This is a genomic window from Nocardioides jishulii, from assembly GCF_006007965.1.
Taxonomy (GTDB): Bacteria; Actinomycetota; Actinomycetes; order Propionibacteriales; family Nocardioidaceae; genus Nocardioides; species Nocardioides jishulii.
Genome location: NZ_CP040748.1, coordinates 1,774,828 through 1,794,982 on the forward strand (window position 1 = coordinate 1,774,828; position 20,155 = coordinate 1,794,982).

Consider the following 20,155-nt stretch of genomic DNA (forward strand, 5'->3'; position numbering starts at 1 on the left):
TACGACGTCGCGCCGCGCGGATGCTCGCGGGGCGTCCGGGCAGTCAGCCGTTGCTGGGCAACGTCATGATCTCTGCGCCGTCCTCGGTGATGAGCACGGTGTGCTCGGCGTGCGCGGTGAGGCAGCCGGTCGCGCTCCGCAGGGTCCACCCGTCGTCGTCGGTGACGAGCTCGTCGGTGTCGGTCATGACCCACGGCTCAAGGGCGAGCAGGAGGCCGGGGCGCAGCTTGTAGCCACGTCCGGGGCGGCCGATGTTGGGCACGTGCGGGTCCTGGTGCATCGTCGTGCCGACGCCGTGACCACCGAAGTCGGTGTTCACGCGGTAGCCGTCGGCGGTGAGCACCGCACCGATGGCGTGGGCCAGGTCACCGATGCGCGCCGAGGGACCGGCCACCTCGATGGCTGCCGCCAACGCCCGCTGGGTGACGTCGATGAGCTTCTCCTTCTCAGGAGTGGTCCCCGTCCCGACGACGAGGCTGATGGCCGAGTCGGCGACGACGCCGTCGAGCTGGACGGCCAGGTCGAGGGAGAGCAGGTCACCGTCGCGCAGGGCGTAGTCGTGGGGGAGGCCGTGGAGGACCGCGTCGTTGACGGAGGTGCAGACGTAGTGCCCGAAGGGCCCGCGGCCGAACGACGGCTCGTAGTCGACGTAGCAGGAGACCCCGCCCGCGTTGCGGATCATCGACTCGGCCACCGCGTCGAGCTCGAGCAGGTTGGTGCCCACCACAGCACGACGGCGCAGCTCCTGGAGGATGTCGGCCACCAGCGCGCCGGCGGCGCGGGCACGGGGGAACCGCGGGCTGTTCAGGATCTCGATCATCGTCGCTCCACTCGTCACGGCGACGTCTCGTCGCCACCTGTCCCCGTCATCATCCCCGAAGGGGTCGCCGCGCGTCGTGACGCGAAGGGCCCTGCAACGAGAAACGGCCCCGGCATCAGCCAGGGCCGTTCTTCTGTGTCCGAGGGGGGACTTGAACCCCCACGCCCGATAAAGGGCACTAGCACCTCAAGCTAGCGCGTCTGCCTATTCCGCCACCCGGACGAGCAACGAGAGGAACATTAGCAACACCCCTCCGCAATACGAAAACGGGGGGTGGCGAGGCTTTCGTCGCGGGGTCCGAGCAGGGAGGATGTGCGCATGTCCGCCTCACCCAGCAGTGTCCAGCACGACCCCGCCGATGAGGTCGTGGACCTGTGCCGCGACCTGATCCGCATCGACACGTCCAACTACGGGGACGACTCCGGACCCGGCGAGCGGATGGCCGCCGAGCACGTCGCTGCCCTGCTCGACGAGGTCGGGATCGAGAGCCAGATGATCGAGGACACGGCCGGGCGCACCTCGTTGGTCGCGCGCTGGGGAGGCTCGGAGGGTGACGGACTCCTGCTGCACGGCCACCTCGACGTGGTGCCCGCGCAGAAGGAGGACTGGACCCACGATCCCTTCGCCGGTGAGATCGCCGACGGCTACCTCTGGGGCCGGGGCGCGGTGGACATGAAGGACTTCGACGCCATCCTGCTCTCCGTGGTCCGTGCACGCGCCCGGGCGGGCCGGGTGCCGTCGCGGCCGATCGCGCTCTGCTTCACCGCCGACGAGGAGGCCGGTGGCCACAAGGGCGCCGAGGTGGTCATCCGCGACCACGCCGCCCTCGTCGACGACTGCACGGAGGCCGTGGGGGAGGTCGGGGGCTTCACCACGACCGTCCGCGGTCAGCGGATCTACCTCGTCGAGGCCGCCGAGCGCGGTATGGCGTGGATGCGCCTGAAGGCTCGCGGCACCGCCGGCCACGGCTCGATGATCAACCACGACAACGCCGTGACCACCCTGGCTGCTGCCGTGGCCCGGGTGGGTGCCCACGAGTGGCCGGTGCGGCTGACCCCCGCGATGGAGGTGCTCCTGGCAGCCGTGGGGCAGATCGCCGGCGTGGCGGCCACCCCCGACAACGCCCAGGAGCTGGTCGACGAGTTCGAGTCATCGGCCCTCATGCTCGGCGCGGTCCTGCGCAACACCGCCAACCCGACCATGCTCGACGCCGGCTACAAGGTGAACGTCATCCCGTCGGAGGCCACCGCGCACCTGGACGGCAGGTTCCTGCCCGGCTACGAGGACGAGTTCTTCGCGACCCTCGACGACCTCCTCGGTCCCGACGTGCAGCGCGAGTTCGTCAGCCACCAGAAGCCGTGGGAGTCGCCCGTGGACGGCGACCTGATGCGGGCGATGACCCGCTCGATCCTGGCCGAGGACCCGGACGGGATCGTCGCCCCCTACCTGATGAGCGCGGGCACGGACGCCAAGCACTTCACCAAGCTGGGGATGACCACGTACGGCTTCGCCCCGCTGCGCCTACCAGCCGACCTCGACTTCGGCTCCCTCTTCCACGGCGTCGACGAACGCGTGCCGGTGGACGCGCTCGAGTTCGGCGCCCGCGTGTTCGACCGCTTCCTCGATGAGGCGTGAGCTGACGCAGGTCAGTGCAGCCCGAGGAGGTCAGAGCAGGAAGAACGTGGAACGCTGCCGGATGATCTTGCGCTTGAGCACGACGGCGCGGCTGCCGTCGGGCCTGATCCTCAACCGGGACAGCTCCCAGCCACCCGTCTCGGCCCGTTCCACGAGCAGGCGCCGGACCGCGTTGCGGCTGAAGTCACTCGGGTAGACGACCGTGTCGAACTCCCACTCCACCCCACGACCCAGGGTGCGTTGCGCGGGAGCCATCGTCATTCCGCCGAGACGTCGTCCAGTGCCGCGATGATCTCGGGCGGCAGCGCCAGGTCCTCGACGGAGAGCGCGGCGCTGAGCTGCGCCGCGGTCCGTGCGCCGACGATCGGAGCGGTCACTCCGACCCGGTCACGCACCCAGACCAGGGCCACCTGCAGTGGCGTCCAGCCGAGCCCTTCGGCGGCCCGGCACACGGCCTCGGTGATCCCACGACCGCGGTCGTCGAGGTAAGGGTTGACGAAGCCGGAGAAGTGGTTCGAGGCCCCCCGGGAGTCCTGGGGCGTCCCCGAGCGGTACTTGCCCGTCAGGACGCCTCGACCCAGGGGTGACCAGGGCAGGATCCCCATCCCCATCGCCTTCGCGGCCGGGAGCACCTCGGCCTCGATGCTGCGCTTCAGCAGCGAGTACTCGACCTGCGTGCTGGCCAGCGGCGTACGCCCCGGGACGGCTCGCTGCCAGGTCGCGGCCTGGGCGGTCTGCCAGCCGGTGTAGTTGGAGACGCCCACGTAGGAGGCTCGACCGGAGCTCACGGCGTGGTCCATGGCGGCCAGGGTCTCCTCGAGCGGAGCCTCGTCCGTCCACACGTGCACCTGCCACAGGTCGACGTGGTCGACCCGGAGGCGGCGCAGCGACTCGTCGAGGTTGGCGAGCAGCGTGCCCCGCGACGTGTCGGCCACCCGCTCGGCGCCACGACGACCCACGCCTGCCTTGGTGCCGATAACGATCTCGTCGCGACGCAGCACGTCACCGATCAGGGAACCGATCAGCGCCTCCGACGCCCCGTCGCCATAGCTGGCAGCAGTGTCGACGAACGTCCCACCGGCCTCGTGGAAGGCGACCATCTGGTCACGGGCCTCGTGCTCGTCGGTGTCCCGACCCCAGGTCATGGTGCCGAGGCCGAGGCGGGAGACACGGAGTCCAGTACGTCCGACGGCGCGTTGCTGCATGAGGGACACGTTAGCCAGAGGCTCCCACGCCTTGGCGTACGGCTCGCCGGGAACGGCCTCCGCGCCCGGCCCAGGGTGGCCCTAGGCTGTGGCCCCATGTGGGATCTGCTGAAGGCCGTCGTCCTCGGAACACTGCAAGGACTCACCGAGTTCCTCCCGATCTCGAGCAGTGCGCACCTGCGGATCTTCCCCGAGTGGTTCGGCTGGGGCGACCCGGGCGCCGCCTTCACCGCCGTCATCCAGATCGGCACCGAGCTCGCCGTGCTCATCTACTTCCGCAAGGACATCTGGAGCATCGGGTCGACGTGGGTGAAGGCGCTCGTCAAGCCGGAGCTGCGCGGCACCCACGAGGCGCGGATGGGCTGGTTCATCATCGTCGGCTCGCTGCCCATCGTGCTGCTCGGCATCACCCTCAAGGACGTGATCGAGCGGGACTTCCGCAACCTGTGGATCGTGGCCACCATGCTCGTGGTGATGGGCGTGGTGCTCGGCATCGCCGACCGGGTCGGGCGCAACGAGCGGCGTACCGAGTCGATCGGCATGAAGGACGCCGTCCTCATGGGCCTGGCGCAGGCGATGGCCCTGGTGCCCGGCGTCTCGCGCTCGGGGGCCACGATCTCGATGGGTCGCTTCCTCGGCCTCGAACGGGAGGCGGCCACCCGCTTCGCCTTCCTGCTCGCGATCCCCGCCGTGGTGGGCGCGGGTCTCTTCACCCTCCCCGACATCCCGAACGGCGACAACGCCTACGGCTGGGGCCCCACGCTGGTGGCCACCGTGGTCTCCTTCGTCGTCGGCTACGCCGCCATCGCCTGGCTGCTGCGCTACGTCTCGACGAAGTCCTACACGCCGTTCGTCATCTACCGGATCGCCCTGGGCCTGACGACCATGGGCCTCCTGTACGCCGGGGTCCTCGTGGCCTCCGGGAGCTGACCCGGGCAACCGGCTCAACGAGCTGGCGCCGGGTCAGAGCCAGCCGGAGCGCTTGAACGAGACGAACAGGAACGCGACCACGCCGATCATGAGGGTCAGGACCATCGGATATCCGTAGTGCCATGACAGCTCGGGCATGAACTTGAAGTTCATTCCGTAGATCCCGGCGATCAACGAGGGCACCACCACGAGTGCTGCTGCCGCGGAGATCTTGCGCATGTCCTCGTTCTGCTGCAGCGAGATGCGTGCCACGTGGGCGTCGAAGACGCTCGACAACATGGAGTCGAGCTGCTCGATGGCCTCCACCAGCCGGTGGAGACGGTCACCGAGCACCTTGAACTCAGCGCTCTGGCGGGGGCTCGACTGCGCGAACTGCTCCAACGGGGCCGCGAGCGGCGTCACGGCACGACGCGCCTCCGCGAGCTCGCGCTTGAGGAGGTAGATCCGCTCGGTGTCCGCGGGGGTGTCGGTCGAGAAGACGGACGTCTCGACCTCGCCCACGTCGACGAAGAGCTCGGCGACCACCTCGTCGTAGCCGTCGATGGCCCACCGGCACAGGGTGACCACCACGCGTTCGTGGTCCTCGCCCACGTCGACCGACGGAGGCGTGGCCGGCTGCTCGACGTGGCTCGGCGGTCGGTGGACCGACACGACGAGGGTTCCACGGATGAACAGGTCCAGCTGGCCGGTCTCGACCGAGTCGGTGGGGTCGACGTACTGCAGCGTCCGCATCGTCAGGCGTTGGACCTCCCCATCGACCGACAGGGCGGGGCGACGGGCGTTGCTGTGCTCGAAGATGTGCTCGACCGTGGTGCCCAGCACTGAGGCAGCTCTCTCCACGTCGGCTCCGTTTGGTGACTCGATGGCCATCCAGCGCGGTGCCAGCGCTGCCGCCGACGACGCTTCGGCGTCCCCCACGGGAGGCGCCTCGTCCGCGTCGTCGAAGGAGTCGTGTCGGATCACACGACGACCGTAACCCAATTAGAGTCCCCCGCATGGCCACTGTGATCCTCGTACGGCACGGCCGTTCGACCGCCAACTCCACGGGTGTGCTGGCCGGGCGGCTCCCGGGTGTGCTGCTCGACGACACGGGGGAGGAGCAGGTGCGCCGTGTCGGCGAGCGCCTTGCCCAGGTCCCGCTCGTCCACGCGGTGAGCAGCCCGCTCGAACGCTGCGAGCAGACGGCCCGGGCCATCCTGGCGGCACAGCCCGGCGAGGTCGTCCTGGCTCACGACGAGCGCCTCACCGAGTGTGGCTACGGCGCGTGGCAGGGGCGCGCGCTCAAGGACCTGGCGGGCGAGGACCTCTGGCGCACCGTCCAGCGCCATCCCTCGCACGCGGTCTTCCCCGAGGGCGAGTCGATTCGCGACATGGCCGCCCGCGCGGTCGAGGCGGTGCGCCAGGTCGACGCACAGGTGGAGTCCGAGCACGGACCTGGCGCGGTGTGGCTCGCCGTGAGCCACGGTGACGTCATCAAGTCGATCCTCGCCGATGCCTACGGCACCCACCTCGACCACTTCCAGCGCATCGTGGTCGACCCCGCGTCGGTGAGCATCGTCCGGTTCACCGAGGACCGTCCGTACGTGGTCGCGACCAACACGCACGCCGGCGACCTCTCCTGGCTCACCTCCCGTGAGAGTGTCGAACGCACCGCCGAGGCCGTCCCCGGCGGTGGCGCCGGCCCCGTCGGCCCCACCCACCCCGCCTAGGCTGGTTGTCATGCCCCTCGTCCACGCCTTCGATCCCCCTGAGCGCTTCGTCACCGGCACCGTCGGCGAGCCCGGGCACCGTACGTTCTTCCTCCAGGCCCGCTCGGCGGACCAGGTCGTCTCCGTCTCCCTCGAGAAGCAGCAGGTCGTCGTCCTCGTGGAGCGGCTCGACGAGCTGCTCGACGAACTGATGCGAGTGCCGGGCAACGAGACGGTCATCCCGGCCATCACCCCCTTCGACCTCCACGACACCGCCCCCCTCGAGCAGCCGATCGTCGAGGAGTTCCGGGTCGGCACGATGGCGCTCTCCTGGGACCCGGTGGACCAGCGCGTCGTGCTGGAAGCCTTCCCGGTCGAGATCGTCGACCCCGCCGAGGAGCAGGCGGACGACGACGAGGAACGCGAACCGGAGGAGCTGCTCCTGGTGCGCATGACCGGAGCTGCTGCCCGTGCCTTCTGCTCCCGCGCCCAGCAGGTCGTCGAGGCCGGTCGACCCGACTGCCCGTTCTGCGGCCAGCCGATGGACCCCGACGGCCACCTGTGCGTGCGAGCCAACGGCTTCAAGCGACGGCTCTAGTGGACCGGGCAGACGTCCGCGGAGTCCCGCAGGGCACGCTCACCCTGCGCGGGCGCGTGTTGGCGGCCTCCAACGCGACCTTCGTGGGAGAGATCGACCACGTCCGCGTGGTCTACAAGCCGATCAGCGGCGAACGCCCGCTGTGGGACTTCCCCGACGGCTCGCTGGCGGGACGGGAGGTGGCCAGCGCCAAGGTTTCTGACGCCCTCGGCTGGCGCGTCGTGCCGCCCACGGTGATGGGCGACGGACCCCACGGCCCCGGCATGGTGCAGCTGTGGTGCGAGCCGGACCCCGAGCAGGACCCGGTCGACCTGGTGGCGGCCGATGCCGTGCCGCCGGACGTCTGCCACGTCCTGGACGGCCTTGACGGTCTCGACCAGCCCGTCGCGCTGGTCCACGAACGCTCCGACGCGCTGCGCCGGATGGCGATCTTCGACGTCATCACCAACAACTCCGACCGCAAGGGCGGCCACGTGCTGGCCATGACCGACGGTCACCGCTTCGGCGTCGACCACGGCCTCACCTTCCACACCGACCCCAAGCTGCGCACCGTGCTGTGGGGCTGGGCGGGTGAGCGCGTGCCGGACGACGACCTCGTCTCGGTGGCCCGGCTCGTCGAGGCCCTCGAGGGGGCCCTGGGGGACGAGCTGAGCCACCTCGTCACCTCGGACGAGGTGGCCGCCACCGTCAACCGCTGCCGCCTCCTGATGGAGCGTGGAGTCATGCCCGTGCCGGACGGACGGTGGCCCGCCATTCCCTGGCCACCCTTCTAGGTAGGCTTCGGGCCATGCGTGCATGGTCTGCCCCGGATGTCCCCGTCCTGCCGGTCCGTGGTCCCGAGGTGAGGATCCACGACACCGCGACCGGGCGACTCGTCCCCAGTGAGCCCACCGAAGGTCCCGCACGCCTCTACGTCTGCGGCATCACGCCCTACGACGCCACCCACATGGGCCACGCGGCCACCTACGTCGCGTTCGACCTGCTCAACCGAGCCTGGCGCAACGCCGGCCACGACGTCACGTACGTCCAGAACGTCACCGACGTCGACGACCCACTGCTCGAGCGTGCCGAGAAGGTGAAGATCGACTGGGTGGAGCTCGCGGAGCGCGAGACGGAGCTCTTCCGTCAGGACATGCGCGCCCTGCGCGTGCTGCCTCCGGCGCACTACGTCGGTGCCGTCGAGTCGATCCCGCTCGTCATCTCCTACATCGAGCGCCTGCAGGAGACCGGTGCGGTCTACGAGGTGGAGGGCGACCTCTACTTCTCCGTCGCCGCCGATGCGTCGTTCGGAGCGGTCTCGGGCTACGACCGCCAGACCATGGCCACGGTCTTCGGCGAGCGCGGTGGCGACCCCGAGCGTCCTGGCAAGCGTGACCCCCTCGACTGCGTCCTGTGGTTGACCGCCCGCGAGGGTGAGCCCTCCTGGGAGAGCCCGTGGGGCCCCGGGCGCCCCGGTTGGCACATCGAGTGCACCGCCATCGCCCATGAGCACCTCGGGGACGGCTTCGACGTCCAGGGCGGCGGCTCGGACCTCGTCTTCCCGCACCACGAGATGTGCGCCTCCCAGGCCCACGTCGCCCACGGCGAGTTCGCCCGCGCCTACGCCCACGTCGGCATGGTCGCCTACGACGGGGAGAAGATGTCGAAGTCGAGGGGCAACCTCGTCTTCGTCTCCCACCTGCGCAACAGCGACGTCGACCCGATGGCGATCAGACTGGCCCTCCTGCGCCACCACTACCGCTCCGACTGGGAGTGGCAGGACAGTGAGCTGTGGGACGCCGTCGACACGCTCGACCGCTGGCGCAAGGCGCTGTCGCTGGGCGCCGGTGCCGCCGCGACCCCCGTGGTCGAGACGGTCCTCGCGGCCCTGGCCGACGACCTGGACGCTCCGCGTGCGGTCGCGGCCATCGAGGAGTGGGTCGATGCGACGCTCGGCACCGCCGGGCTCGCCGACACGAGCGACGCCGATGCCTCAGGGATCGTGCACCAGGTGCTCGACGCGGCACTCGGCCTGTCGCTCTGAGGCTGCCCCGGTCGAAGCACCCTCACTGACAACCGGAGGTCGGCCGGTTTCGGCCTCCAGTCAAGACGTGGGGGAGAGGGCGCGACTCACTGCTCGCCGCGCCGCTTGAGGTAGCGCTCGAACTCCGCGGCGATCGCGTCGCCCGACGCCTCCGGCAGGTCGGCGGCGTCGCGGGCCTCCTCGAGCTGGCGTACGTAGTCGGCGACGTCGTCGTCCTCCTCGGCGAGCTGCTCGACGCCGCGCTCCCAGGCCTTGGCCTCCTCCGGCAGGTCCCCCAGGGGGAGGGGCGAGCCCAGGAGGTCCTCGAGGCGGCTCAGCAGGGCCAGGCTGGCCTTGGGGCAGGGCGGCTGGGCAACGTAGTGGGGGACGGCCGCCCACAACGACACCGCCGGGATGTCGAGACGGGCACAGGCGTCCTGGATGACGCCGACGATGCCGGTGGGCCCCTCGTACGTCGAGACCTCGAGACCGGCGTGATCACCCGAGATGTCGGCGGACGACGTGCCCGAGACCGGCACGGGGCGCGTGTGAGGGGTGTCGGCCAGCAGCGCACCGAGCGTGATCACCAGCTGGGCGCCCAGGTCGTCGCACGCTGCCAGGAGGTCGGCGGTGAACTGGCGCCAGCGCATGCTGGGCTCGATGCCGCGGACGAGGATGACGTCACGCACCATGTCGGGGGGAGAGGCGACCGCGATCTCGGTCCCGGGCCAGCTCAGGGTGCGACGACCACTGGCGTCGGTACCGACCAACGGCCGGTTCACCTGGAAGTCGTAGTAGTCCTCAGGGTCGACCCGTCCGACGACGGTCGCGTCCCACTCGTGGATGAGGTGCTGCACCACGGAGGTGGCCGCGTCGGCCGCGTCGTTCCAGCCCTCGAAGGCAGCGATCACGACGGGGTCCACGAGGTCCGTCAAGGCATCGATCTCGATCACCTCCCCAGCCTAGGTGGTCCCGTGGATTTCCTCCGCCCCTAGCCGCGGTGTCACGATTCGGGATGGTTGTCCATGTTCCGGACACGGGTCTACCGTGGTTGGGACGGACGAGCATCCACGACCCCCGAAGGAACCACGTGTCCGCTGACATCGCGTCCCAGCACCGACCGGACTGCACCGACGAGCTGACCGCGCTCCTGCGTGAGCGCATCATGGTCATCGACGGGGCCATGGGGACGGCGATCCAACGAGACCGACCCGACGAGGCTGGCTATCGCGGCGAGCGGTTCGCCGACTGGCACCTGGACGTCCAGGGCAACAACGACCTGCTCACCCTGACACAGCCGGACATCATCGCCGGGATCCACCGCGAGTACCTGGCGGCGGGCGCGGACCTCATCGAGACCAACACGTTCAACGCGAACGCGGTGTCGCTGGGTGACTACGACATGGCGGAGCTGTCCTACGAGCTCAACTGGGCCGCCGCACGCCTCGCGCGCCAGGAGTGCGACGCCGCCGAGGCGGCCGACCCCAGCCGCCGTCGCTACGTCGGCGGCGCCTTGGGGCCGACCACGCGCACCGCCTCGATCTCCCCGGACGTCAACGACCCGGGCGCCCGCAACGTCTCCTTCGACGAGCTCGTCGCCGCGTACGGCACCGCGGCGCGCGGCCTGCTCGACGGTGGCGCCGACGTGCTCGTCATCGAGACGATCTTCGACACCCTCAACGCCAAGGCCGCCATCTTCGCGGTCGAGTCGCTCTTCGAGGACCTGGGACGCCGCTGGCCGGTCATCATCTCCGGCACGATCACCGACGCCTCCGGTCGTACGCTCTCGGGTCAGACCACCGAAGCCTTCTGGAACTCGGTCCGTCACGCCCGGCCGCTGCTGATCGGCCTCAACTGCGCCCTGGGCGCTGCCGAGATGCGCCCGTACGTGGCCGAGCTGAGCCGCCTCGCCGACACCTTCGTGTCGGTCTACCCCAACGCCGGCCTGCCCAACGCCTTCGGTGAGTACGACGAGGCAGCCCACCAGACCGCCGCGGTGATCGAGGAGTTCGCCCGGTCCGGCCTGGTCAACGTGGTCGGCGGATGCTGCGGCACCACCCCGGACCACATCGCCGCCATCGCCCAGGCCGTCGAGGGCGTCCCTCCGCGCGTCGTGCCCGAGGTCGAGCCCGCCATGCGTCTCTCGGGCCTCGAGCCCTTCAACATCACCGCCGACAGCCTCTTCGTCAACGTCGGCGAGCGCACCAACATCACCGGCTCCGCCCGCTTCCGCACGCTCATCAAGGACGGCGACTACGACACCGCCCTCTCGGTGGCCCTGCAGCAGGTCGAGAACGGCGCGCAGATCATCGACGTCAACATGGACGAGGGCATGATCGACGGCGTCGCCGCGATGGACCGCTTCATGAAGCTGATCGCCTCCGAGCCCGACATCAGCAAGGTCCCCGTGATGGTGGACTCCTCGAAGTTCGAGGTCATCGAGGCCGGCCTGAAGTGCGTGCAGGGCAAGGCCGTCGTCAACTCGATCTCCATGAAGGAGGGCGAGGAGGCGTTCCGCGCCCACGCCCGGCTCTGCCGCAAGTACGGCGCAGCCGTCGTGGTCATGGCCTTCGACGAGGACGGTCAGGCCGACAACCTCGAGCGCCGCAAGGCCATCTGCGAGCGCGCCTACCGGATCCTGGTCGACGAGGTCGGCTTCCCGGCCGAGGACATCATCTTCGACCCCAACGTCTTCGCGGTCGCCACGGGCATCGAGGAGCACGCGACCTACGGCATCGACTTCATCGAAGCCTGTCGCTGGATCACGGCCAACCTCCCGCACGCCCTCATCTCGGGCGGCATCTCCAACGTGTCGTTCTCCTTCCGGGGCAACAACCCGGTGCGTGAGGCCATCCACGCGGTCTTCCTGTTCCACGCCATCAAGGCGGGGCTGCGGATGGGCATCGTCAACGCGGGTGCCCTGGTCGTCTACGACCAGGTGGACGCCGACCTGCGCGAGCGCATCGAGGACGTCGTGCTCAACCGTCGCCCCGACGCGGCCGAGCGGCTGCTCGAGATCGCGGACGCCCACAACCGCAAGGGCGAGGCCGCCGAGGCCACCGTCGACGAGTGGCGCGGGCTCCCGGTGGGGGAGCGCATCACCCACGCCCTGGTGAAGGGCATCGACGCCCACGTCGAGGCCGACACCGAGGAGCTGCGGGCGCTGATCGCCGAGCGCGGCGGACGCCCCATCGAGGTGATCGAGGGCCCGCTCATGGACGGCATGAACGTCGTGGGCGACCTGTTCGGCGCCGGCAAGATGTTCCTGCCGCAGGTGGTGAAGTCGGCGCGCGTCATGAAGAAGGCCGTCGCCTACCTGATCCCGTTCATCGAGGCGGAGAAGGCGGCCGACCCCTCGCTCGCGCAGGGCAAGGACACCAACGGCACGATCGTCATGGCGACCGTGAAGGGCGACGTGCACGACATCGGCAAGAACATCGTCGGTGTCGTGCTCCAGTGCAACAACTACGAGGTCATCGACCTCGGCGTGATGGTGCCCGCCCAGAAGATCCTCGACACGGCCAAGGAGGTCGGCGCGGACATCATCGGGCTCTCCGGCCTCATCACGCCGTCGCTGGACGAAATGGTCAACGTCGCTGCGGAGATGCAGCGCCAAGGCCTGCACATCCCGCTGCTGGTGGGGGGCGCCACGACCTCGCGGGCGCACACCGCCGTCAAGATCGACCAGCGCTACGACGGTGACGTCGTCTGGGTCAAGGACGCCTCGCGCTCCGTCCCGACCGCCGCCGCTCTGCTGAGCGACGCCCAGCGCCCTGCCCTCATGGCCGGCGTCCAGGCAGACTTCGACGCCCTGCGGGCGCGCCACGCGGCGAAGCACGACCGCCCGATGATCGACCTCGCGGCTGCGCGCGCCAACCGCTCGCCGATCGACTGGACGTCGTACGAGGCCCCGGCCCCCGCGCATCCCGGCGTCCAGCGGCTCATCGACTACGACATCGCCGAGCTGCGCGACTACATCGACTGGCAGCCGTTCTTCAACGCCTGGGAGATGAAGGGCAAGTTCCCCGACATCCTCAACAACCCCACGACGGGCGAGACGGCGCGCAAGCTCTACGACGACGCCCAGGCGATGCTCGACCGCATCATCGAGGAGAAGTGGCTCACCGCCAACGCGGTCTTCGGCCTCTTCCCGGCCAACGCGGTCGGCGACGACGTGGAGGTCTACACCGACGAGTCGCGTACGACGGTCCGTGCGACCCTGCACCACCTGCGTCAGCAGGGACAGCACCGCGACGGCGTGCCCAACCGTTCCCTCGCCGACTACGTCGCGCCGCGCGAGACCGGGATCGCCGACCACGTCGGCGCCTTCGCCGTCACGGCCGGCATCGGTGCGGCCGAGCGGGTGGCAGCCTTCCGCGAGGAGCTCGACGACTACTCGGCGATCCTGCTCGAGTCCTTGGCGGACCGCCTCGCGGAGGCGTTCGCGGAGCGTCTCCACGCGCTGGTGCGCACGGAGCACTGGGGCCACGCCGCCGAGGAGCAGCTCACCAACGACGACCTCATCGCGGAGCGCTACACGGGGATCCGTCCGGCACCGGGCTACCCCGCCTGCCCCGACCACACCGAGAAGGCCCTGCTGTGGGACCTCCTCGACGTGGAGGAGGCCGCTGGCATCTCGCTCACCGAGTCGATGGCCATGTGGCCCGGCGCTGCCGTGTCGGGGTGGTACTTCTCGCACCCCCAGTCGCAGTACTTCGTGGTGGGGCGCCTCGGCCGCGACCAGGTCGCCGAGTACGCCGAGCGCAAGGGCTGGACGCTCGCCGAGGCAGAGCGCTGGCTCTCACCCAACCTCGGCTACGACCCGGAGGACTAGCGAGCAGGCGGCCTGAGCGGCCGCAGGCAGGGGCGTGCGGCGCGCCGGCGTGATCGCGGCGGCGGGCGGGCATGATTGCCGCTCGCCACGGGTAGGTGGCCGCCATGTCTGCACGCACGGACCACGAGGCGATCATCCGCCGGTTCCCCACGGTCGAGAGTGTCTCGCGTCGCCCCGGACCCGGTCGGGTCGACCACGTGAGCCGCAGGATCGGCCTCCTGCTGCTGGTCCTCGTGGTCGTCGGTGGTTCCCTCGGCTACGCGGGGCCCCGTTCCACCACGGCCTCGGAGAGCGGGCCGGGCGGCAGCCTCGAGGTGGAGTACCCCTCCCTCACCCGTCCCGGCCTCGACACCGAGGTGTCGATCTCCGTCGTTCCGGACCGGAGCACCGAGACCCTCCGGCTGTCGGTGAGCCAGGCCACCCTGGCCCGACTGGGGGTCGAGCGATTCTCACCGGAGCCGCAGGTGCAGCGTACGGAGGCTGACCGAGTGGTCCTCGAGTTCGCCACGGAGCCCGGCCCGAGCCGGGAGTTCACCGTGCGGATGTCTGGCAGGACGCCCACCACGCAGATGCCGGGCCGACACCGGTGGGAGCTCGACTGGCTGCCTTGGGACGGCGCGGGCATCCGGGTGGCCGCCACGACGTGGACGGTGCCGTGATGGTGACCGCCTTCTACTCCGTGCTCGTCTTCTTCCTCCTCATGGCCGTCCTCCGGATCATGGGCAAGCGGGAGCTGTCGCAGCTGTCCGCCTTCGACCTCGTGGTCCTGTTCGTCATCGGTGACCTCGTCGCCGAGGCAGTGATCTCGGAGGACACGTCGTTCTTCGGCGCCGTGATCGCCATCTCGACCTTCACGCTCCTCACGGTGCTGGTCTCCTGGGTGGCCTTCCGGTTCCCGCGACTGCAACCCGCACTCGACGGGACCCCGACGGTGATCGTGCGCGACGGATCACCCGACGACGGGGCCATGAAGCGCGAGAGGATCACCCTCTTCGACCTGCGCGAGGCGGCCAGGAACGAGGGCATCCGCGACATCGCTGACATCGAGCTCGCGCTGCTCGAACCGGATGGCTCCTTCTCGTTCTTCACCCGTCAGGACAGGTGACGCAGCGTCACCACGGCAGGTCACCACGGCAGGTCACCACGGCAGGTCACCACGGCAGGTCACCACGGCAGCGTCACCCCGCACGGTCCGACGATGCCGTGCCGTTCCCGGCCCCGACCTAGAATGAAGGGCGTACGGCATTCACCACGAGCGCCCCCGGAGGGTCGTCCTGAGCACCACACAGTCCAGCGTTCCCGCAGGTCAGCTCCCCTACGAGGGTCACGCGCAACCCCGAGCAGTGCTCTGGGACATGGACGGCACCTTGGTCGACACCGAGCCGTACTGGATCGCCAGCGAGTATGCGCTGGCCGAGAAGTACGGCAGCACCTGGAACGACGAGCACGCCCTCAACCTCGTCGGCAACGACCTGTTGGTCTCCGCCCGCTACATCCGCGAGCACATGGGTCTCGACCTCGCTCCCGAGGAGATCGTCGAGGAGCTGCTCGTGCTCATGGAGGCGGCCGTCCGGGCCGAGGTGCCCTGGCGTCCTGGGGCTCGCGAGCTGCTCGCCGAGCTCGCCGAGGCGGGAGTGCCGTGCGCCCTGGTCACGATGTCCTACCGCCGCATGGTCGACCCCGTGCTCGAGGCGCTGGGGGAGCAGGGGTTCGACGCCGTCGTGACCGGTGACGCCGTGAGTCACGGCAAGCCGCACCCGGAGCCCTACCTGAAGGCCGCGGCGGAGCTCGGTGTGTCGCCCGAGGACTGCGTGGCCATCGAGGACTCCGACACCGGCGCGCGTTCAGCAGCCGCGGCGGGATGCACCGTCCTGTGCGTGCCCAACCACGTCCCGATCCCGCCCGCACCGGGGAGGGTCTTCGCCGCGTCGTTGGCCGACGTCGACCTGGGCCGGCTTGCCGCCATGCACGCAGGGTGCGCCTGAGCATCGCCGTCTCACGCACCCGCCCGCCGGGGTTGCTCGGGTAGGGTCTGTGCGTGTCTGAACGTGCGCCGTCCTCCCCGCAGCCGAGCGGTCCAGCACCGCGCCCTCCGGGCACGATCCGACTCGGCCAGATCGCCGGAGCCGACGTCCTCGTCAATGCTTCCTGGTTCCTCATCGCGGCACTGATCTCCGTGCTGGTGGCGCCGCGCGTCGAGCAGGTGGAGCCGGGACTCGGCGTCTGGAAGTACGGCGCGGGATTCGCCTTCGCCGTCATCCTGTACGCCTCGGTGCTGCTCCACGAGGCCTCCCACGCCTACGTGGCCCGCCGCTTCGGCCACCGCGTCTCCTCCATCACGCTCCACTTCCTCGGAGGCATGACCGCCATCGACGGGGAGGCGCGTACGGCCAAGCAGGAGTTCTGGATCGCCGTCGTCGGGCCCCTCACCTCACTCGCCGTGGGTGGCGCGGCGGTCGCGGCCTGGTTCGTCACGCCTGAGGGGCTCCTCCAGGTCGGTGTCGAAGGGCTGGCTGGCGCCAACCTCCTCATCGGGGTGCTCAACCTGGTCCCCGCCCTGCCCCTGGACGGCGGACGGGTGCTCAAGGCGTCGGTGTGGCAGCTGACCGGCAACATGCACCGAGGCACCTCGATCGCCGGCTGGTCGGGACGCCTGCTGGCCGTGGTGGTCCTCGGCTGGCCCTTCTACCAGCAGGCCCTCCTCGGTACCCCGCCACTCGTCGTCGACTACGTCCTCGCAGCGGTCCTTGCCGCCTTCCTCTGGACGGGCGCCACCGCGGCGATCCTCAACGCCCGGATCCGGTCCAGGCTGCCCAGCCTGGTCGCACGTCGGCTTGCCCGCCGCACCGTCACCGTGCCCGAGGACACCCCTCTGGGGCAGGCGGTCGCCACCGCCCAGAGCCACCGCGCCGGCAGCATCGTCACCGTCGACGCGGGTGGGCATCCGGTGGGCATCGTCAGCGAACGAGCACTGCTGGCAGTGCCGGCCGACCGGAGGCCCTGGATGCCGACCTCCAGCGTCGCGCGCACCCTCGGACCCGGCATGACGCTGCCCGTCGACCTCGCCGGCGAGGAGCTCGTCGCCGCGATCGCACGGCGCCCTGCGGAGGAGTACCTCCTCGTCGCTCCCGACGGCACCCTCCACGGCGTTCTCTCCACGGTCGACGTCGATCGCGCCTTCAACGACCGGGGCAACTAGGCTCCAGCGCATGCCTGACGAGTCTCCCGCCCCCCACGACGTCCCCTCCGAAGCCTGGGCCGGTGTGCACCGGGGCCCGCTGCGCGAAGGGGAGTGGGTCCGTCTCACCGACCAGAAGGGCCGGCGCCACAACTTCGAGCTGGTGGCGGGCAAGCGCTTCTTCTCCAACAAGGGCCACCTCGACCACGACGAGCTGATCGGGCGCGAGGAGGGCTTCACCGTCACCTCGTCGGCCGGTGGCGAGTACCTCGTCTTCCGCCCGCTCCTCTCTGAGTTCGTGGTCTCCATGCCGCGTGGCGCGGCGGTGATCTACCCCAAGGACGCCGCCCAGATCGTCGCGATGGCCGACATCTTCCCGGGTGCCCGCGTGGTCGAGGCCGGCGCCGGGTCCGGAGCCCTGACCTGTTCACTCCTCCGGGCCGTCGGCCCGCACGGCAGTGTCATCAGCTACGAGCGCCGCCCTGAGTTCGCCGAGGTCGCCGAGCGCAACGTCACCCAGTTCTTCGGGGGCAACCACCCTGCATGGGACCTGCGCCCGGGCGACCTGACCGAGGAGCTCCCTTCGCTCGAGGAGGGCGTCGACCGCGTCATCCTGGACATGCTCGCCCCCTGGGAGTGCATCGACGTCGTCGCAGACGCGCTCCTCCCCGGCGGCATCGTGTGCGTCTACGTCGCCACCACCACCCAGCTCTCCCGCGTCGTGGAGACCCTGCGAGCGCACGGGGGCTTCACCGAGCCGCAGCCGTGGGAGTCGCTCGTGCGTGACTGGCACGTCGAGGGGCTCGCGGTCCGTCCCGGTCACAAGATGATCGGCCACACGGCCTTCCTGGTGACCGCACGCCGCATGGCGCCCGGCGAGCGCCCGCCGATGAAGAAGCGTCGGCCCGCCCCGGGTGCCTACGGACCGGACTACTCCGGCCCGCGCCCTGACGACCTTCCCCCGCAGATGCTGGAGGAGCCCTTCAACGGGTGAGCGCCGGCTCGGGAGCCTCCGCCGGGCTCCCGAGTCCAAATCGTGACCCCTGGCGGCCCACTGGTGGGGCTGTACGTCTTCCCTTCGCGCCACACATCGGTAAGGTCGCCAGCATTGGAGGTGATCACGGTGACCTACGACGACAGAGACGCCAGGGGGCGCAGCCCCGAAGAGCTCGTGGGACAGGTGCGCGACCTGGAGGCGGAGGTCACTGCGCTCCGCCGCAAGCTCGCCACCGTCCCGGACCGCAGTCGCGGACTGGAAGAACGGCTGCAGGAGACGCAGCGCTCGCTCGCCTCCACCACCGGCCAGAACGAACGGCTCGCCTCGACCCTGCGCGAGGCGCGCGACCAGATCATGCGCCTGCGTGAGGAGGTCGACCGCCTGGCGCAGCCCCCCACCGGTTTCGGTGTCTTCCTCGCCCACAACAGCGACGACACCGTCGACGTGTTCACCTCCGGGCGCAAGCTGCGCGTGACCGTCTCGCCCTCGGTCGAGGCGGACCAGCTCGCCAAGGGCCAGGAGGTCATGCTCAACGAGGCCATGAACGTTGTTGCGGCCTGCGGCTTCGAGAGCGTCGGTGACGTGGTCATGGTCAAGGAGGTGCTTGCCGACGGTGAGCGTGCCCTGGTCATCGGCAACGCCGACGAGGAGCGCGTCGTACGCCTCGCGGCACCGCTCCTGGAGCAGCCGCTGCGCGCCGGCGACTCCTTGCTCACCGACGGGCGCTCTGGCTACGCCTACGAGCGCGTGCCGAAGGCGGAGGTCGAGGAGCTGGTGCTGGAGGAGGTGCCCGACATCGACTACGAGTCGATCGGTGGCCTGGCGGCCCAGATCGACGCCATCCGCGACGCCGTCGAGCTGCCCTACCTGCACCCGGACCTCTTCCGCGACCACAAGCTCAAGCCGCCGAAGGGGGTCCTGCTCTACGGGCCGCCCGGGTGCGGCAAGACCCTCATCGCCAAGGCGGTGGCCAACTCGTTGGCCAAGAAGGTCGCCGCCAGGACGGGCGCAGAGGGCAAGTCCTACTTCCTGAACATCAAGGGCCCCGAGCTGCTCAACAAGTACGTGGGGGAGACCGAGCGCCACATCCGTCTGGTCTTCCAGCGGGCGCGGGAGAAGGCGAGCCACGGCACTCCCGTGATCGTCTTCTTCGACGAGATGGACTCGCTCTTCCGCACCCGCGGATCGGGGGTCTCCTCCGACGTCGAGAACACGATCGTCCCGCAGCTCCTCAGCGAGATCGACGGCGTCGAGACTCTTGAGAACGTCCTCGTCATCGGCGCCTCCAACCGCGAGGACATGATCGACCCGGCCATCCTGCGCCCGGGCCGGCTCGACGTGAAGATCAAGATCGAGCGTCCGGACGCCGAGTCGGCCCGCGACATCTTCACCAAGTACCTCACCGCGGACCTGCCGCTGCACGAGCACGACCTCGGCGAGTTCGGGGGCGACCGGGACGCCTGCGTGGCGGCGATGATCCGAGCCACCGTGGAGCGCATGTACACGGAGACCGAGGAGAACCGCTTCCTCGAGGTGACCTACGCCGACGGTGACAAGGAGGTCCTGTACTTCAAGGACTTCAACTCGGGCGCGATGATCCAGAACATCGTCGACCGCGCCAAGAAGATGGCGATCAAGGACCTCCTCGACCACCAGCAACGCGGCATCCGCGTCCAGCACCTGCTGCAGGCCTGCGTCGACGAGTTCAAGGAGAACGAGGACCTTCCCAACACGACCAACCCGGACGACTGGGCCAGGATCTCGGGCAAGAAGGGTGAGCGCATCGTGTTCATCCGCACCCTGATCACGGGCAAGCAGGGCACCGAGCCGGGGCGTTCGATCGACACGGTCTCCAGCACGGGCCAGTACCTGTGAGTGGTGCGGAGGAGAGCATCGCGCGCCAGGACGTCGAGTCACTGCTCGCGGCCCGAGGCGAGCTGGGGGTGGAGTACGAGAGCGCCCTCGTCGAGTCGTTCACCGAGCGCGTCGAACGGGCGGTGGCCGAGCGCAGCGAACAGGCGGCCCGGGAGATCAACCGCCGTCGCCGCGCTGACGACTCCGCCCGGATCCGGCAGTTCGCGCTGGGCGTCGTCTCCCTCGTGGTGGGTGTCCCGATCACGATCGTTCCGATCGTCGCCCCCGACGACCCCAGTCTGGCGGGCGTCGTGGTCGCCTGGCTGGGCATCGTGGGCGTCAACGTGGCGCACGCGCGCTCGATTCGCCCACGAAGCAGCGGCCCCGCGGTGAGGTGAGCGCGCCGCACGTCAG

19 protein-coding genes and 1 tRNA gene are annotated in these 20,155 nt (G+C 69.9%); 14 read left to right on the plus strand and 6 right to left on the minus strand.

Translation table 11 applies throughout. From position 1 onward, the window contains the following. Positions 1–43: 43 nt before the first annotated feature. Positions 44–820, minus strand: a complete 777-nt coding sequence (gene map, locus FCL41_RS08345) for a type I methionyl aminopeptidase (protein WP_137065607.1) — start codon at positions 818–820, stop codon at positions 44–46. A gap of 136 nt (positions 821–956) precedes the next feature. After that, a tRNA-Leu gene (locus FCL41_RS08350) sits at positions 957–1,042 on the minus strand. A gap of 96 nt (positions 1,043–1,138) precedes the next feature. Here FCL41_RS08350 and FCL41_RS08355 point away from each other — a divergent pair. Then, the gene (locus tag FCL41_RS08355; RefSeq protein WP_137065608.1) at positions 1,139–2,455 is read left to right on the plus strand and encodes a M20/M25/M40 family metallo-hydrolase; all 1,317 of its coding nucleotides are present in this window, start codon (positions 1,139–1,141) and stop codon (positions 2,453–2,455) included. A gap of 30 nt (positions 2,456–2,485) precedes the next feature. Here FCL41_RS08355 and FCL41_RS08360 read toward each other — a convergent pair whose 3' ends face one another. Both FCL41_RS08360 and FCL41_RS08365 read right to left on the minus strand, forming a co-directional pair. Then, positions 2,486–2,710 carry a DUF5703 family protein gene (locus FCL41_RS08360; RefSeq protein WP_239021581.1) on the minus strand — a complete coding sequence of 75 codons (225 nt, stop codon included), beginning with the start codon at positions 2,708–2,710 and terminating at the stop codon, positions 2,486–2,488. A gap of 2 nt (positions 2,711–2,712) precedes the next feature. Beyond that, a complete protein-coding gene (locus FCL41_RS08365; RefSeq protein WP_137065609.1) occupies positions 2,713–3,660 on the minus strand; it encodes an aldo/keto reductase in 948 nt (315 codons plus the stop codon). Positions 3,661–3,756: 96 nt separating this feature from the next. Here FCL41_RS08365 and FCL41_RS08370 point away from each other — a divergent pair, with 96 nt between their 5' ends. Further along, positions 3,757–4,590 (plus strand): undecaprenyl-diphosphate phosphatase, encoded by an 834-nt coding sequence (locus FCL41_RS08370; RefSeq protein ID WP_137065610.1) that lies wholly within the window; start codon positions 3,757–3,759, stop codon positions 4,588–4,590. 33 nt (positions 4,591–4,623) lie between these two features. Here FCL41_RS08370 and FCL41_RS08375 read toward each other — a convergent pair whose 3' ends face one another. After that, positions 4,624–5,553: a CorA family divalent cation transporter gene (locus FCL41_RS08375; protein ID WP_137065611.1), complete on the minus strand. Its 930-nt coding sequence runs from the start codon at positions 5,551–5,553 to the stop codon at positions 4,624–4,626. A gap of 32 nt (positions 5,554–5,585) precedes the next feature. Between FCL41_RS08375 and FCL41_RS08380 the strand changes: the two genes are divergently transcribed. From FCL41_RS08380 to mshC, 4 genes are read left to right on the plus strand one after another with little or no spacing between them, the layout of a single operon-like run. Next, positions 5,586–6,299 carry a histidine phosphatase family protein gene (locus FCL41_RS08380; RefSeq protein WP_137065612.1) on the plus strand — a complete coding sequence of 238 codons (714 nt, stop codon included), beginning with the start codon at positions 5,586–5,588 and terminating at the stop codon, positions 6,297–6,299. Between the two features lie 10 nt (positions 6,300–6,309). Continuing rightward, a complete protein-coding gene (locus tag FCL41_RS08385; RefSeq protein WP_137065613.1) occupies positions 6,310–6,876 on the plus strand; it encodes a DUF3090 domain-containing protein in 567 nt (188 codons plus the stop codon). Further along, positions 6,876–7,649, plus strand: a complete 774-nt coding sequence (locus FCL41_RS08390; RefSeq protein ID WP_137065614.1) for an SCO1664 family protein — start codon at positions 6,876–6,878, stop codon at positions 7,647–7,649. The genes FCL41_RS08385 and FCL41_RS08390 overlap by 1 nt, the downstream gene beginning before the upstream one ends. A gap of 14 nt (positions 7,650–7,663) precedes the next feature. Next, the gene (mshC, locus tag FCL41_RS08395) at positions 7,664–8,899 is read left to right on the plus strand and encodes a cysteine--1-D-myo-inosityl 2-amino-2-deoxy-alpha-D-glucopyranoside ligase (protein WP_137065615.1); all 1,236 of its coding nucleotides are present in this window, start codon (positions 7,664–7,666) and stop codon (positions 8,897–8,899) included. A gap of 86 nt (positions 8,900–8,985) precedes the next feature. Here the strand turns inward: mshC and FCL41_RS08400 are convergent, their stop codons facing one another. After that, complete coding sequence (locus FCL41_RS08400; RefSeq protein WP_137065616.1) at positions 8,986–9,831, minus strand: PAC2 family protein; 846 nt, start codon at positions 9,829–9,831, stop codon at positions 8,986–8,988. Positions 9,832–10,043: 212 nt separating this feature from the next. Between FCL41_RS08400 and metH the strand changes: the two genes are divergently transcribed. The 8 genes from metH to FCL41_RS08440 all read left to right on the plus strand — a co-directional run bounded on the left by metH (position 10,044) and on the right by FCL41_RS08440 (position 20,139). Next, positions 10,044–13,712 (plus strand): methionine synthase, encoded by a 3,669-nt coding sequence (gene metH, locus FCL41_RS08405; protein WP_239021867.1) that lies wholly within the window; start codon positions 10,044–10,046, stop codon positions 13,710–13,712. Between the two features lie 104 nt (positions 13,713–13,816). Next, a complete protein-coding gene (locus FCL41_RS08410) occupies positions 13,817–14,371 on the plus strand; it encodes a hypothetical protein (RefSeq protein WP_137065618.1) in 555 nt (184 codons plus the stop codon). Next, a complete protein-coding gene (locus tag FCL41_RS08415; protein WP_138868057.1) occupies positions 14,371–14,817 on the plus strand; it encodes a DUF421 domain-containing protein in 447 nt (148 codons plus the stop codon). Before FCL41_RS08410 ends, FCL41_RS08415 begins: the two co-directional genes overlap by 1 nt. A gap of 238 nt (positions 14,818–15,055) precedes the next feature. Further along, positions 15,056–15,697 (plus strand): HAD family hydrolase, encoded by a 642-nt coding sequence (locus FCL41_RS08420; RefSeq protein WP_275403728.1) that lies wholly within the window; start codon positions 15,056–15,058, stop codon positions 15,695–15,697. Positions 15,698–15,750: 53 nt separating this feature from the next. Then, positions 15,751–16,911, plus strand: coding sequence for a site-2 protease family protein (locus tag FCL41_RS08425; protein WP_137065621.1), 1,161 nt, complete (start codon positions 15,751–15,753; stop codon positions 16,909–16,911). A gap of 10 nt (positions 16,912–16,921) precedes the next feature. Then, on the plus strand, positions 16,922–17,884 hold the full coding sequence (locus FCL41_RS08430) for a tRNA (adenine-N1)-methyltransferase (RefSeq protein WP_137065622.1): 963 nt from the start codon (positions 16,922–16,924) through the stop codon (positions 17,882–17,884). Positions 17,885–18,013: 129 nt separating this feature from the next. Beyond that, entirely contained in the window at positions 18,014–19,762 is a 1,749-nt protein-coding gene (gene arc / locus FCL41_RS08435) for a proteasome ATPase (protein WP_170970226.1), read from the plus strand. After that, positions 19,759–20,139, plus strand: coding sequence for a hypothetical protein (locus FCL41_RS08440; protein ID WP_212723104.1), 381 nt, complete (start codon positions 19,759–19,761; stop codon positions 20,137–20,139). Before arc ends, FCL41_RS08440 begins: the two co-directional genes overlap by 4 nt. Positions 20,140–20,155 lie beyond the last annotated feature (16 nt).

Excerpts from the sequence above, each read along its gene's own strand:
- mshC (WP_137065615.1), top strand. The coding sequence starts at position 7,664 with ATGCGTGCATGGTCTGCCCCGGATGTCCCCGTCCTGCCGGTCCGTGGT.
- FCL41_RS08370 (WP_137065610.1), top strand. The coding sequence starts at position 3,757 with ATGTGGGATCTGCTGAAGGCCGTCGTCCTCGGAACACTGCAAGGACTC.
- FCL41_RS08365 (WP_137065609.1), bottom strand. The coding sequence starts at position 3,660 with ATGCAGCAACGCGCCGTCGGACGTACTGGACTCCGTGTCTCCCGCCTC.
- FCL41_RS08385 (WP_137065613.1), top strand. The coding sequence starts at position 6,310 with ATGCCCCTCGTCCACGCCTTCGATCCCCCTGAGCGCTTCGTCACCGGC.
- metH (WP_239021867.1), top strand. The coding sequence starts at position 10,044 with ATGGTCATCGACGGGGCCATGGGGACGGCGATCCAACGAGACCGACCC.
- FCL41_RS08410 (WP_137065618.1), top strand. The coding sequence starts at position 13,817 with ATGTCTGCACGCACGGACCACGAGGCGATCATCCGCCGGTTCCCCACG.
- FCL41_RS08360 (WP_239021581.1), bottom strand. The coding sequence starts at position 2,710 with ATGGCTCCCGCGCAACGCACCCTGGGTCGTGGGGTGGAGTGGGAGTTC.
- FCL41_RS08355 (WP_137065608.1), top strand. The coding sequence starts at position 1,139 with ATGTCCGCCTCACCCAGCAGTGTCCAGCACGACCCCGCCGATGAGGTC.
- map (WP_137065607.1), bottom strand. The coding sequence starts at position 820 with ATGATCGAGATCCTGAACAGCCCGCGGTTCCCCCGTGCCCGCGCCGCC.
- FCL41_RS08415 (WP_138868057.1), top strand. The coding sequence starts at position 14,371 with ATGGTGACCGCCTTCTACTCCGTGCTCGTCTTCTTCCTCCTCATGGCC.
- FCL41_RS08380 (WP_137065612.1), top strand. The coding sequence starts at position 5,586 with ATGGCCACTGTGATCCTCGTACGGCACGGCCGTTCGACCGCCAACTCC.
- FCL41_RS08430 (WP_137065622.1), top strand. The coding sequence starts at position 16,922 with ATGCCTGACGAGTCTCCCGCCCCCCACGACGTCCCCTCCGAAGCCTGG.